Consider the following 13,645-nt stretch of genomic DNA (forward strand, 5'->3'; position numbering starts at 1 on the left):
CAGTTGGCGAGCATATTGCCGGATGGCGGTGTTCCCGCCTGTCCGGCATATCATGAACTTAATCGATATACTTCATCGCCACCCTTGAGGTCAGGCGCGTGATAAGTTCGTAAGCACTTACTTTCGTCATTTCAGCAATGCGTTCCACGGGCAAACCTTCACCCCAAAGAATCACTGAATCACCGGCCTTATCCTGTGCCTCAGGGCCTAAATCGACGCAGATCATATCCATCGCGACGCGACCAACGATCGGCACTTCACGGCCATTGACCAGCACCGGTGTTCCAGACGGCGCCGCACGCGGGTAACCATCACCATAACCCATCGCCACCACGCCTAAACGCGTGTCGCGCTCGCTCTGCCAGGTACCGCCATAGCCGACCGGTTCGCCCGCTTTGTGATCACGCACCGCAATCAGGCTGGAGGTTAGCGACATCACCGGCTGGCAGCCAAAATCGGCACCGATAGAGTGGTTTTCCAGCGGTGATACACCGTACAGAATCAGCCCCGGACGCGCCCAGTCGAAGTGAGATTGCGGCCACAGCAGAATACCACCGGATGCGGCAATCGAACGCTGCCCCGGTTTGCCTTCACAGAAGCTATTAAAGATATCGAGCTGCTTTTCAGTCGCGCCACACTCAGGCTCGTCCGCGCGTGCAAAGTGGCTGACGATATTGACCGGCTGGCGCACATTTTCACATTGCGTCAGGCGCTGATAAAACGCCTCGGCCTGCTCAGGACGCACGCCCAGGCGGTGCATGCCCGTGTCGAGTTTCATCCAGACGGTGACCGGCTCAGCCAGTTTTGCGGCCTCCAGGGCCTCGAGCTGCTCCAGGTTGTGTACGGCGGTATGCAGACGCTGCGCGGAGATAGTCGGCAGATCGGTGGCATCGAAAAAACCTTCCAGCAACAGGATAGGCTGTGTGATCCCACCCGCGCGCAGCCGCAGGGCTTCTTCAAGACGAGCGACACCAAAAGCGTCCGCATCGGGGAGCGTTCGCGCGGTCTCTAACAGACCATGGCCGTAAGCGTTCGCTTTCACGACCGCAACCAGTTTACTGGCAGGAGCCAGTTCACGCAGACGTTGCAGGTTGTGTCGCAGAGCGCGGCGGTTAATAACTACAGTTGCCGCTTGCATGTGTATTCCTTAATAAAAGAATCTCCTAAATCATTCGTGTTGCAGAAAGGCGACAAGCCTGAGAATCCCCGGAAGCTTAGTAAACTAAGTGACCGGGGTGAACGGGCGAAGTCAACGCATCTGCAGCATGAAGGATGACGGAGATTTATTCGTCGTCGTATTGTGGGCCCGCATAGTTGTCGAATCGCGACCACTGTCCGTTAAAAGTCAGGCGAACCGTTCCGATCGGACCGTTACGCTGCTTACCAATAATAATTTCGGCGATGCCTTTTAAGTCGCTGTTTTCGTGATAAACCTCATCACGATAGATAAACATGATTAAGTCGGCATCCTGCTCGATGGAGCCGGATTCACGCAGATCTGAGTTGACCGGACGCTTGTCGGCGCGTTGTTCCAGAGAGCGGTTAAGCTGCGACAGCGCCACCACCGGCACATGCAGTTCTTTCGCTAACGCTTTCAGCGAGCGGGAAATTTCAGCAATTTCCAGCGTACGGTTGTCGGAAAGCGACGGCACGCGCATCAGCTGCAGGTAGTCGATCATGATAAGTCCGATACCGCCGTGTTCACGGGCGATACGACGGGCACGCGAACGCACTTCCGTTGGCGTCAGGCCGGAGGAGTCATCAATATAGATGTTTCGTTTCTCCAGCAAAATACCCATTGTTCCGGAAATTCGCGCCCAGTCTTCGTCATCCAGTTGACCAGTACGAATTTTTGTCTGGTCTACGCGTGAAAGCGAGGCCAGGGAACGCATCATGATCTGCTCTGAGGGCATTTCAAGACTAAAGATAAGAACCGGCTTATCCTGCAACATCGCCGCATTTTCGACGAGGTTCATTGCAAATGTCGTTTTACCCATCGACGGACGCGCGGCGACGATGATGAGGTCTGACGGCTGCAAACCAGCGGTTTTTTTGTTGAGGTCGTCATAACCGGTGTTCACCCCGGTGACACCGTCGTGCGGCTGCTGGAATAGCTGCTCGATACGCGCGACGGTAGCGTCGAGCACATCGGTAATGTTTTTCGGGCCTTCGTCTTTGTTGGCGCGGCTTTCAGCGATTTTAAAGACGCGAGACTCCGCGAGATCCAGCAGGTCTTCACTGGAACGTCCTTGCGGATCGAATCCGGCTTCCGCAATTTCGTTCGCGACCGAAATCATGTCACGGACAACGGCACGTTCGCGGACGATATCCGCATAAGCGCTAATGTTGGCCGCACTTGGCGTATTTTTCGATAACTCAGCCAGGTACGCAAAACCGCCGACGCTGTCCAGTTGGCCCTGAACCTCCAGCGACTCTGCCAGGGTAATCAGATCGATGGGTTTTCCCATCTCCTGCAGGCGATGCATTTCCGTAAAGATATGCCGGTGCGGGCGGGTATAAAAATCCTCCGCGACCACGCGTTCGGCCACGTCATCCCAGCGTTCGTTATCCAGCATTAAACCGCCCAACACCGACTGTTCCGCTTCAATCGAGTGCGGCGGTACTTTCAGCCCGGCGACCTGGGGATCGCGCTCACGAGCATCAGTCTGTTGTTTGTTGAAGGGTTTATTTCCTGCCATAGTGAATGGAGTTACCGAGATAATGATTGGGTCGAAAGATTACCACATTTCTTTTGGAGGAAGCATGGCAACACGTATTGAATTTCACAAGCATGGTGGGCCTGATGTACTCAAGGCTGTGGAGTTTACGCCGGTTGACCCGGCGGAAAACGAAATCCAGGTCGAGAATAAAGCGATAGGGATCAACTACATCGACACCTACATCCGCAGTGGTCTTTATCCGCCGCCTTCTCTGCCCAGCGGTCTGGGTACCGAAGCCGCAGGCGTGGTCAGCAAAGTTGGCAGCAAAGTGACGCACATCAAAGCTGGCGATCGCGTGGTGTATGCTCAGTCTGCGCTTGGCGCTTACAGCTCAGTGCATAACGTGCCGGCTGATAAAGCCGCTATTCTGCCTAACGCTATCTCGTTTGAACAGGCAGCCGCCTCGTTTCTGAAGGGGCTGACCGTTTTTTACCTGTTGCGCAAAACCTATGAAATCCAGCCTGACGAACCATTTTTATTCCACGCAGCCGCAGGTGGCGTCGGTCTGATCGCTTGTCAGTGGGCGAAAGCGTTGGGAGCGAAACTGATTGGCACCGTCGGCAATGCGCAAAAAGCGCAAATTGCGCAGCAGGCCGGCGCGTGGCAGGTAATTAACTATCGTGAAGAAAGCATTGTTGAGCGGGTAAAAGAGATCACCGGCGGTAAAAAAGTGCGGGTGGTGTACGACTCGGTGGGGAAAGATACCTGGGAGGCGTCTCTCGATTGTCTGCAGCGTCGCGGACTGATGGTCAGTTTTGGCAACGCGTCCGGACCCGTGACAGGTGTAAATTTAGGGATTCTGAATCAGAAAGGTTCGCTGTACGTGACCCGCCCTTCGCTCCAGGGTTACATCACCAACCACCATGAATTAACCGAAGCCAGCAATGAGCTGTTCTCGCTGATTGCCAGCGGGGTGATCAAAGTGGATGTCGCACCTGGTCAGACATTTGCGCTGCACGACGCGCAGCGTGCTCATGAAGTGCTGGAAAGTCGCGCCACGCAGGGATCGAGTCTGCTAATCCCGTAAAGAATTAGGGCTTCCCGCAGGAAGCCCTTTCTTTTTTTTAGTTCGGCTGTATGTAGGGTACAGCTCGATGAATTCGTTAACCAGGCAATAGTGACAGATTTGATAATCAATTCCTATTTGGTTCTAAAGGCAATGTTTCAGGTTGTGACGGACCACTCAATACCTTAGTAAAATCGGCGGTTATTGCGCTGATACTGTGGGACTTTTGGCGCTTTTATCGCCTTGATCACCCACACCACGGCAACGGCCAGTAACAGCCAGGGCAACAGTTTAATCATCAAGGCAAATAGCCCGCCCAAAAACATGACGACGGTGGCTACCACCAGCGCGGCCAGCACCCCCAGCAACGAGACGCCGGTGACCATCAGCATGATAAAAAATCCAATCACAAAAAGTAGTTCCAGCATGACTCTCTCCCGAAATAAAATACTCTTCATTCCTTTACAAGAAACATGCCAAAGTTAATGTACTGATTTATAAAACAAAACACCCTGTGACAACGCACAGGGTGTGGTGAAATTAACTAACTTTTAGTGAGAAACTAACGCTTATCGGCCACCAGCTTCAAAGCATATTCCAGGACGTTAATATCGGCTCCGGCTTTATGCGCGTTCTCACTCAGGTAACGACGCCACTGACGTGCGCCGGGGATTCCCTGAAACAGTCCCAGCATATGGCGCGTCACATGCCCCAGATAAGTGCCCTGACTCAGTTCACGCTCAATATATGGGTACATGGCACGCACCACGGCGACCGGATCGGCATCATGAGTAGCGGCAGCAAAAATTTCGCGGTCGACCGACGCCAGAATTCCGGGATTTTGATAGGCTTCACGCCCCACCATCACGCCATCCATATGTTGCAGATGCTTTTTCGCTTCTTCCAGCGATTTAATACCGCCGTTGATCGACATCGTCAGATGCGGGAAATCACGCTTTAACTGATAAACACGGTCATAATCCAGCGGTGGGATCTCGCGGTTTTCCTTCGGGCTTAACCCGGACAGCCAGGCCTTGCGGGCGTGAATGATGAACATCTCGCATTCGCCGTTGCCAGATACCGTGTTGATGAAATCGCACAGGAATTCGTAGCTGTCCTGATCATCAATGCCGATTCGGGTCTTCACCGTCACCGGAATCGACACCACATCGCGCATCGCCTTGACGCAATCGGCGACCAGTTGCGCATTCCCCATCAGACAGGCGCCAAACATGCCATTCTGTACGCGGTCGGAAGGACAACCCACGTTGAGGTTAATTTCGTCATAGCCCCGCTGTTCAGCGAGCTTCGCACACTGCGCCAGCGCAGCCGGATCGCTCCCGCCCAGTTGCAACGCGAGCGGATGTTCTTCTTCGCTATACGCCAGATAATCGCCTTTACCATGAATGATCGCTCCGGTGGTCACCATCTCCGTATACAGCAGCGTCTGGCGGGACAGTAAGCGCAAAAAGTAGCGGCAATGTCTGTCCGTCCAGTCGAGCATCGGCGCGATAGAAAAACGATGAGCGGGAAAAGCGGTAGACTGAGATTCAGGCAGCATGGCGAATATTCAAGCATCCGGTTAAAAAAGGGGCGCTACTATAGCATAGACCGATGCGATAGTGCGCCCCATCATCGTGGCTCGCACAGCATATTCTCACAGAGCGTTATTTGCGCCCCGGCTTGCCGTCATGTGGGCCAAAAAACTGCGGCGGATGGTCAACCCAGCGATCCTCGCGCGTGGCGGCATAGACCGGGTTAAGCGGGTAATAAATGCGATTATATTTTTTGTTTGCCTCACCCACGACCAGCAAGCGCACCTCTTCACTGGTGTTATTGATAAAGGTGTGGCACACCCCGGTTCCTGCCGGAAAACCGACGCTGTCGCCAGGTTCGAGCTTCCATAAATAGCCGTTAATCCAGGCTTCCGGATAACCTTCCAGCACATAGATAAACTCTTCTTCATCGCTTTCGGCATGAGGATAAGATGTGCGACGCCCCGACGGCAGGCGTTCATGATGAATACCTAGTCTTCCTAACCCCAGTTTACGGGCAAGCGGCGCGCCAATAGCAAAAAGTTCATTGCTGTCGGGGTAGGTGGAGTCATCAGCCCCCTCCACCTCTCGCCAGTGGCGAATACAGTCGGGTCTTTTCATGTGGATTCTCCAGAATACGATGCGTCAGGTATAGCACACAGCGGCGGATCTCGGCGTTTTAAGCAGAACATGATAAAGTAAGGGATTAACCTTTCACACAAATCGAGGCGCCAAATGGACAAAACCACCACGCAGGAGTTATTGGCTCAAGCTGAAAAACTCTGTGCGCAACGCAACGTGCGGCTAACGCCACAGCGCCTCGAAGTGCTGCGCCTGATGAGCCTGCAGGAAGGCGCTATTAGCGCTTATGACCTGCTCGACCTGCTACGGGAAACCGAGCCGCAGGCCAAGCCACCGACCGTTTATCGTGCGCTCGATTTTCTGCTGGAACAAGGTTTTGTACATAAAGTGGAATCGACCAACAGCTACGTGCTGTGTCACCTGTTCGATCAACCGACCCACAGTTCTGCGATGTTTATTTGCGATCGCTGTGGCGTGGTAAAAGAAGAGTGTGCGGAAGGTGTGGAAGACATCATGCATATGCTGGCGGCAAAAATGGGTTTTGCTCTGCGGCATAACGTGATTGAAGCTCACGGGCTGTGCCCGGCATGCGTGGAGGTTGAAGCCTGTCGCCATCCAGGCGAATGTCAGCATGACCACTCAATTCTGGTGAAAAAGAAAGTCGGTCGCTAAGCCAGAGAGCGTACATCCTTGTACTCTCAGGAGGGGACTAATTACCAGCGGTAATCGTTGCGGGTTTCCCAGTCAGTGACTTCTTTCTCCGCCTGATCTTTTGCATAACCGTAACGCTCCTGGACTTTACCGACCAGTTGGTCACGTTTGCCTTCAATGACCGTCATATCATCGTCGGTCAGTTTGCCCCATTGCTCTTTCACTTTACCTTTGAACTGTTTCCAGTTGCCGCCGACTTCGTCTTTATTCATCATCAAATCCTCATCGTTAGGTTGTGAATAGCCAGAGTATCTCGTCCAACTCCGCTATCTTTTCTGCTGGACGTGAGAATAAGTGTAGTCACTGATTCGGCATTCGATTCACTATTCAGAATTTTTAACCGTCAGGCTTCAACGAACCACGTCCCGTTGCGCCAGTGACGTCGCCAGATAAAGGCCAGCGAAAGCCCGCGCAGGGCGAGAAACACAGTGAGTGCCAGCCACAAACCGTGGTTACCCAGCAGCGGTAAAGCCAGTAACGTTAATGCGAATCCCGCGGCGGCAACGGCCATGCTGTTGCGCATTTCTGCAGCCCGTGTTGCGCCGATAAACATACCGTCCAGCAAATAACACCAGACGCCAACCAGCGGCAAAATCACCTGCCAGATAAGATAACGATCGGCCAGCAGTTGAATCTGCGGGAGCGAGGTCAGCAACGCTATAATGTGCTCGCCAAACAGGGCATAAACCAGCGAAAACAGAATCGCCACGAGACCGGACTGTCGGCAGGCTGCGCGCCAGACATCCAGTAACTGGCTGCCATCCCGTGCACCATAGGCCTGACCAGAATGCGCTTCAACGGCGTAGGCAAACCCGTCCAGCGCGTAGGCGGTAAAGGTCAGCAGGGTCATCAGAACGGCATTTACCGCAATGATATCGCTCCCCAGGCGCGCGCCCAGCACCGTAATGGCACCGAAACAGAGCTGTAGCAACAGCGAGCGCAGCATGATGTCGCGGTTAAGCGCCAGTAAGCGGCGGAAATTGCCACGCCAGGCCTGTTTCAACATTGCCAGCGAAATTCCGCGCATATGCAGGACTTTGCGTACCATTAACAGACCGATCAGCAAGGTGGCATATTCGGCGGTGACCGTCGCCAGCGCCGCGCCCTGCACGTTCATATGCAGGCCCATCACCAGCCATAAATCGAGCACAATATTGAGAACATTACCGACAATCAGCAGGATAACCGGCGCCCGCGCATACTGAACGCCAAGCAGCCAGCCGAGCAGTACCAGATTCGCCAGCGAGGCGGGGGCGCTTAACCAACGGATTTCCAGGAAACGTCGGGCCTGCTCCAGTACGGCTTCACTGCCGCCGACAATATGCAGAGCCAGATCGATAATCGGCGTCCGAAACAGTGCGATAAGCAGCCCCGCCCCCAGCGCCAGCATTAGCGGCTGCACCAGCGCACGCGCCAGTGCCTGCGGATTTTTCGCGCCAAATGCCTGGGCGGTAAGACCTGTGGTGCTCATGCGTAAAAAAAGCAGCAACATAAAGAGAAAACTGGTCGCGGTGGCGCCAACGGCAACGCCGCCAAGATAGACCGGACTATCCAGATGACCAATGACCGCGGTATCGACCAATCCCAGCAAGGGAACGGTGATATTGGAGAAGATCATCGGTAAGGCAAGACGCCAGAGTGCTTTGTCGGAGGAGGTAAAGAAAGGCATGAAATAGAGCCTGAAAAAAAGTTAGACGTACTGGAAGATGTTGCCCTGGCCCGGTAAGCGCAGTGCCACCGGGCGAGTTGCCGGATGGCGATGCAAACGTCTTATCCGGCCTACAGGGACTCAACAGAGTATTACAGCCATTCCCCGTTACGAATGACGCCTACCGCCAGCCCTTCAATAGTGAAGTTTTGCTCGCGCAGGTCGACCACAATGGGTTTGAATTCGCTGTTTTCTGGCAGGAGTTCAACCTTGTTGCCCTGTTTTTTCAGGCGCTTCACCGTCACTTCGTCGTCAATGCGCGCGACAACAACCTGACCGTTACGCACATCCTGTGTTTTATGCACGGCCAGCAAATCACCGTCCATAATCCCGATGTCTTTCATCGACATACCGCTGACGCGCAGCAGAAAATCGGCGTTCGGTTTGAACAGTGAAGGATCGACCTGATAATGGCCTTCGATGTGTTGCTGCGCCAGAAGTGGCTCACCTGCCGCAACGCGCCCGACAAGCGGTAAACCTTCTTCTTCTTCCTGCAACAGACGAATACCACGCGATGCGCCGGATACAATTTCCAGCACGCCTTTACGCGCCAGCGCTTTCAGATGTTCTTCAGCAGCGTTTGGGGAACGGAACCCCAAACGCTGCGCGATCTCCGCACGCGTCGGTGGCATACCTGTCTGGCTAATGTGATCTCTAATAAGATCAAACACCTCTTGCTGCCTGGCCGTTAACGCTTTCATTCCGCCCCCTGGGTGTATATACAGTTATGCTGTGAGTATATACAGCTAAAGGTGATTTTGGAACCGCAAACTGCACAAAAAACAGGAGAATGATGAAGTTGTGGAATCTTTATCGCAAATGCGACCACAACAGGATGCCCCAGGTGATCAAGGCGACAAAAATCGACAGCAATACCGCCGCCGACCCCATGTCTTTCGCACGACCAGACAGTTCGTGGTACTCGGAACCGATACGATCAACCACCGCCTCTATCGCACTGTTAAGAATTTCAACGATCATCACCAGCATCACGGAACCAATCAGCAACACGCGCGTAATGGCGTCGACGTCCAGCCAGCAGGCGATGGCAACGCCTAGCAGAACGGCAACGCTTTCCTGGCGAAATGCCGCCTCATTAATCCATGCGGCGCGAAAACCTTTCCAGGAATAGCCTGCAGCTTTGATAATTCGGGTGAATCCAGTGGTATTATTGGCCATCAAAAAGAACCTTTTTACATTATTAGCGTCAATGTCATTGTAACGTTACCCCGTTTGTTTCAGGGTGTGGCAAAGCAGCGCGAAGTATGACCGGATACACCAGAAATTCACTAAACTTTCTGATATCCTTGCAGCGCATTTGCATTATTAACCAGAGGCTTTACATCGTTTATGTCCGGCTGGCCACGAATTTACTACAAATTACTGAATTTACCATTAAGCGTACTGGTAAAAAGCAAGTCTATTCCGGCGGAACCCGCACCGGAATTGGGGCTCGATACTTCTCGCCCCATTATGTACGTCCTACCGTACAACTCCAAAGCAGACTTGCTGACGCTGCGCGCCCAATGTCTGGCGCACGATCTCCCGGATCCCCTGGAACCGCTGGAGATAGACGGAACTCTACTGCCGCGCTACGTGTTTATTCACGGCGGCCCACGTGTCTTCACCTATTACACGCCAAAAGAAGAGTCTATTAAGCTGTTCCATAACTATCTCGACTTGCATCGCAGCAATCCAGACCTGGATGTGCAGATGGTGCCGGTTTCGGTGATGTTTGGCCGTGCGCCTGGGCGCGAAAAAGGCGAGGTCAACCCGCCGCTACGTATGCTGAACGGCGTACAAAAATTCTTTGCTGTGTCCTGGCTGGGTCGCGACAGCTTTGTCCGCTTCTCCCCGTCGGTTTCCCTGCGTCGCATGGCGGATGAACACGGTACAGATAAAATTATCGCCCAGAAGCTGGCGCGCGTAGCGCGTATGCACTTTGCTCGCCAGCGCCTGGCCGCAGTCGGTCCGCGCCTCCCTGCCCGTCAGGATCTGTTTAACAAGCTGTTGGCCTCAAAAGCTATCGCGCGCGCGGTAGAAGATGAAGCGCGCAGTAAAAAAATCTCCCACGAAAAAGCGCAGCAAAATGCGATAGCGCTGATGGAAGAGATTGCCGCCAACTTCTCCTACGAGATGATCCGTCTGACAGACCGCATTCTGGGCTTTACCTGGAACCGTCTGTATCAAGGAATTAACGTTCATAATGCAGAGCGTGTACGCCAGTTGGCGCACGATGGCCATGAAATCGTCTATGTTCCGTGCCACCGCAGCCATATGGACTATATGCTGCTGTCGTACGTGCTGTATCATCAGGGTCTGGTTCCGCCGCACATCGCGGCAGGCATCAACCTGAATTTCTGGCCAGCAGGTCCGATCTTCCGCCGCCTGGGCGCGTTCTTTATTCGTCGTACCTTCAAGGGCAACAAGCTTTATTCCACCGTTTTCCGCGAATACCTGGGCGAGTTGTTCAGCCGCGGCTACTCGGTTGAGTACTTTGTCGAAGGCGGTCGTTCACGAACAGGTCGTTTGCTCGACCCGAAAACCGGCACGCTGTCGATGACCATTCAGGCGATGCTGCGCGGCGGTACGCGTCCGATTACCCTCGTACCGATCTACATCGGCTACGAGCACGTCATGGAAGTGGGCACGTATGCGAAAGAACTGCGGGGCGCGACGAAAGAGAAAGAGAGCCTGCCGCAAATGCTGCGTGGCTTAAGCAAGCTGCGTAATCTGGGTCAGGGTTACGTTAACTTTGGCGAGCCGATGCCGTTGATGACTTACCTCAACCAGCATGTGCCGGAGTGGCGTGAATCTATCGATCCTATCGAGTCTATCCGTCCAGCCTGGCTGACGCCGACGGTAAATAACATTGCCGCCGATCTGATGGTACGCATTAACAACGCAGGCGCGGCCAACGCCATGAACCTGTGCTGTACCGCGTTACTGGCTTCCCGCCAGCGCTCTCTGACCCGTGAGCAGTTGACTGAACAACTCGATTGCTATCTGAGTCTGCTGCGCAACGTACCGTATGCCCCGGATGCGACGGTTCCTGCGCAGAGCGCCAGTGAACTGATTGACCATGCCTTGCAGATGAACAAGTTTGAGGTCGAGAAAGACACCATTGGCGACATCATCATTCTGCCGCGCGAGCAGGCGGTATTGATGACGTACTACCGCAACAACATTGCGCATATGCTGGTTCTGCCTTCGTTAATGGCGGCCATCGTAACCCAGCATCGTCATATTTCACGCGCCGCGCTGCTGCAGCATATTGAAGCGCTATACCCAATGCTGAAAGCGGAGCTGTTCCTGCGCTGGGAGCGTGACGAACTCGCTGGCGTGATCGACGAACTGGCCAGCGAAATGCAGCGCCAGGGACTCATCACCCTGGACGATGACGAACTGCATATCAATCCGGCCCGCTCCCGTACGCTACAGCTGCTGGCGGCGGGTGCTCGTGAGACGTTGCAGCGCTACGCTATTACCTTCTGGCTGCTGAGCGCTAACCCATCTATCAACCGTGGTACGCTGGAGAAAGAGAGCCGCACCGTGGCACAGCGTCTTTCCGTCCTGCATGGCATTAACGCGCCGGAATTCTTCGACAAGGCCGTGTTCAGCTCTCTGGTGCTGACGCTGCGTGACGAAGGATATATCAGCGATACCGGAGATGCCGAACCGGAAGAGACGATGAAGATCTATCAGATGCTGGCCGAACTGGTCACGTCGGATGTGCGTCTGACCATCGAGAGCGCCACACAAGGCGAGTAAGCATAAAAAAACCGGTCGAAATGACCGGTTTTTATTTTGCAGGCTAAGCCAAACTCAAACATGCCAGTAGCTCATTGCCAGGCCTAAGAACAGCACCAGACCAACATAGTTATTGTTCATAAACGCTTTAAAGCAGGCGTCACGTTCACGGTTGACGATCAGTTTCTGCTGATACACAAACAGCGCCCCAGCCACTAACAGAGACCAGTAATAGCCCAGCCCCAACCCGTTTAACCAGCCCACCAGCGCCATCAGCACCAGCACGCCCACCTGCAGAATACCAATAATCAGCTTGTCGTTCTGGCCGAACAGAATCGCGGTCGATTTAATACCGATCTTCAGGTCATCATCGCGGTCAACCATTGCATACTGCGTATCATAGGCCACCGCCCAGAGGATATTGGCGAGGAACATCAGCCAGCAGCTCAGCGGTACAGACTCGCTCACGGCGGCGAACGCCATCGGGATCGACCAGCCAAACGCCGCCCCCAGCACCACCTGCGGCAGATGCGTATAGCGCTTCATAAACGGGTAAACCCACGCCAGCGCTAGTGCCGCAACGGACAACAAAATGGTCATCGTATTGAGCGTCAATACCAGCAGGAAGGCCAGCAATACCAGTACGACAAACAGCGTTCGGGCTTCTTTCTCGGTGACAGCCCCGCTCGGCAGTGGTCGATTCGCGGTACGCTTAACGTGGCCGTCAAACTTCCTGTCGGCATAGTCATTCACCACGCATCCGGCAGCGCGCATTAACCATACGCCGGCGACAAAAACCGCCAGGATCCACAGTTGCGGCATACCAGGGGTTGCTACCCATAATGCCCACAGCGTAGGCCAGAGCAGCAGTAAGGCGCCGATTGGCTTATCCGTACGCATCAAGCGGTGAAACGCCAGCAGCTTATTCTGCGTCAGACTCCACTCCATCTTTATCTTCCTCTCAGTACAACGGCGATGCAGGCAGAAAAAGCTCGGTAAGCATCAACGGCTTACCGCTCAGCCGCAGGCGGGAACGACGCCCCCACAGCGCTGCATCGCGGCCAATCTCAATAAAATCTCGGGTCAATGTCGATGACGTAAACAGGTAGCGTCCGAGCGGGGTTTTCCCCAGGTTTTGTAAGGCCAGTTCAGGGCCACACAGGGTGGATTCAGGCACCACGGTACGCCCGGCAAGCCAGGGTTCACCATCCGCGCATAACAGGATTTCGCGTAACCAATAGCGGGACTCTTTAGGCAGCAGCGTCAGTTCTTCAGCCACCTCATTTTGCCCAACGAACGCTTCGCGAATCAACGTGACGGTGACTTCTTTGCCCTGCTGCTCAAAACGTTTGGTCATGGAATCTTCCAGTAACAACCAGTCGAGCAGTTGCGGGTCCAGCGCCGGGATCGCATCAAAATAACGCAGCGCACGCAGTTGCGTTAACGCAGGGTGTGGCATGCCTTACTCTCCGATTTATAACCTAAAGGCATTGTATCGCAGAAAAGGCATTACGGGGTGAGCAAACACAATTAAGTGATCGGCAGAGCAACATAAGCGTAACAATTCGCACTGAAGGATAAAAAAAGGTGCGCCAGGAGACGCACCAGTTGTTGCAAAATCAACAATGTGGGG

General features: G+C 54.0%; 14 protein-coding genes. 3 read left to right on the plus strand and 11 right to left on the minus strand.

The genetic code is table 11. The features are described 5' to 3' along the window. Nucleotides 1-58 precede the first annotated feature (58 nt). Nucleotides 59-1,138 (minus strand): alanine racemase, encoded by a 1,080-nt coding sequence (alr, locus tag OGV69_RS01000; protein WP_069325108.1) that lies wholly within the window; start codon nucleotides 1,136-1,138, stop codon nucleotides 59-61. 145 nt (nucleotides 1,139-1,283) lie between these two features. Further along, nucleotides 1,284-2,699, minus strand: a complete 1,416-nt coding sequence (gene dnaB, locus OGV69_RS01005) for a replicative DNA helicase (protein WP_003826610.1) — start codon at nucleotides 2,697-2,699, stop codon at nucleotides 1,284-1,286. Nucleotides 2,700-2,763: 64 nt separating this feature from the next. Here dnaB and OGV69_RS01010 point away from each other — a divergent pair, with 64 nt between their 5' ends. Continuing rightward, entirely contained in the window at nucleotides 2,764-3,747 is a 984-nt protein-coding gene (locus OGV69_RS01010; RefSeq protein ID WP_038642960.1) for a quinone oxidoreductase, read from the plus strand. Between the two features lie 164 nt (nucleotides 3,748-3,911). Here OGV69_RS01010 and pspG read toward each other — a convergent pair whose 3' ends face one another. The 3 genes from pspG to OGV69_RS01025 form a co-directional block, all read right to left on the minus strand. Beyond that, nucleotides 3,912-4,154, minus strand: a complete 243-nt coding sequence (gene pspG / locus OGV69_RS01015; RefSeq protein WP_016155352.1) for an envelope stress response protein PspG — start codon at nucleotides 4,152-4,154, stop codon at nucleotides 3,912-3,914. 134 nt (nucleotides 4,155-4,288) lie between these two features. Further along, the gene (gene dusA / locus OGV69_RS01020; RefSeq protein WP_286468998.1) at nucleotides 4,289-5,287 is read right to left on the minus strand and encodes a tRNA dihydrouridine(20/20a) synthase DusA; all 999 of its coding nucleotides are present in this window, start codon (nucleotides 5,285-5,287) and stop codon (nucleotides 4,289-4,291) included. A gap of 106 nt (nucleotides 5,288-5,393) precedes the next feature. Then, on the minus strand, nucleotides 5,394-5,882 hold the full coding sequence (locus OGV69_RS01025) for a cupin domain-containing protein (RefSeq protein WP_069325187.1): 489 nt from the start codon (nucleotides 5,880-5,882) through the stop codon (nucleotides 5,394-5,396). 114 nt (nucleotides 5,883-5,996) lie between these two features. On the opposite strand from OGV69_RS01025, the gene zur reads away from it, so the two are divergent. Beyond that, complete coding sequence (gene zur / locus OGV69_RS01030) at nucleotides 5,997-6,515, plus strand: zinc uptake transcriptional repressor Zur (protein WP_038636258.1); 519 nt, start codon at nucleotides 5,997-5,999, stop codon at nucleotides 6,513-6,515. 41 nt (nucleotides 6,516-6,556) lie between these two features. Here the strand turns inward: zur and OGV69_RS01035 are convergent, their stop codons facing one another. The 4 genes from OGV69_RS01035 to OGV69_RS01050 form a co-directional block, all read right to left on the minus strand. Beyond that, a complete protein-coding gene (locus OGV69_RS01035) occupies nucleotides 6,557-6,766 on the minus strand; it encodes a CsbD family protein (RefSeq protein ID WP_006688302.1) in 210 nt (69 codons plus the stop codon). Between the two features lie 131 nt (nucleotides 6,767-6,897). Beyond that, the gene (gene dinF / locus OGV69_RS01040; RefSeq protein ID WP_069325186.1) at nucleotides 6,898-8,223 is read right to left on the minus strand and encodes an MATE family efflux transporter DinF; all 1,326 of its coding nucleotides are present in this window, start codon (nucleotides 8,221-8,223) and stop codon (nucleotides 6,898-6,900) included. 131 nt (nucleotides 8,224-8,354) lie between these two features. Continuing rightward, nucleotides 8,355-8,963, minus strand: a complete 609-nt coding sequence (gene lexA, locus OGV69_RS01045) for a transcriptional repressor LexA (RefSeq protein ID WP_003826596.1) — start codon at nucleotides 8,961-8,963, stop codon at nucleotides 8,355-8,357. A gap of 109 nt (nucleotides 8,964-9,072) precedes the next feature. Beyond that, the gene (locus tag OGV69_RS01050; protein WP_003826594.1) at nucleotides 9,073-9,441 is read right to left on the minus strand and encodes a diacylglycerol kinase; all 369 of its coding nucleotides are present in this window, start codon (nucleotides 9,439-9,441) and stop codon (nucleotides 9,073-9,075) included. A gap of 171 nt (nucleotides 9,442-9,612) precedes the next feature. Between OGV69_RS01050 and plsB the strand changes: the two genes are divergently transcribed. Continuing rightward, nucleotides 9,613-12,033: a glycerol-3-phosphate 1-O-acyltransferase PlsB gene (gene plsB, locus OGV69_RS01055; RefSeq protein ID WP_038636254.1), complete on the plus strand. Its 2,421-nt coding sequence runs from the start codon at nucleotides 9,613-9,615 to the stop codon at nucleotides 12,031-12,033. 54 nt (nucleotides 12,034-12,087) lie between these two features. Here plsB and ubiA read toward each other — a convergent pair whose 3' ends face one another. Both ubiA and ubiC read right to left on the minus strand, forming a co-directional pair. Next, entirely contained in the window at nucleotides 12,088-12,960 is an 873-nt protein-coding gene (ubiA, locus tag OGV69_RS01060) for a 4-hydroxybenzoate octaprenyltransferase (RefSeq protein ID WP_069325184.1), read from the minus strand. Between the two features lie 13 nt (nucleotides 12,961-12,973). Beyond that, entirely contained in the window at nucleotides 12,974-13,471 is a 498-nt protein-coding gene (ubiC, locus tag OGV69_RS01065; RefSeq protein WP_038636252.1) for a chorismate lyase, read from the minus strand. Between the last annotated feature and the right edge of the window lie 174 nt (nucleotides 13,472-13,645).

The organism is Citrobacter sp. Cc139 (genome assembly GCF_030334645.1).
GTDB classification, from domain to species: domain Bacteria; phylum Pseudomonadota; class Gammaproteobacteria; order Enterobacterales; family Enterobacteriaceae; genus Citrobacter; species Citrobacter werkmanii.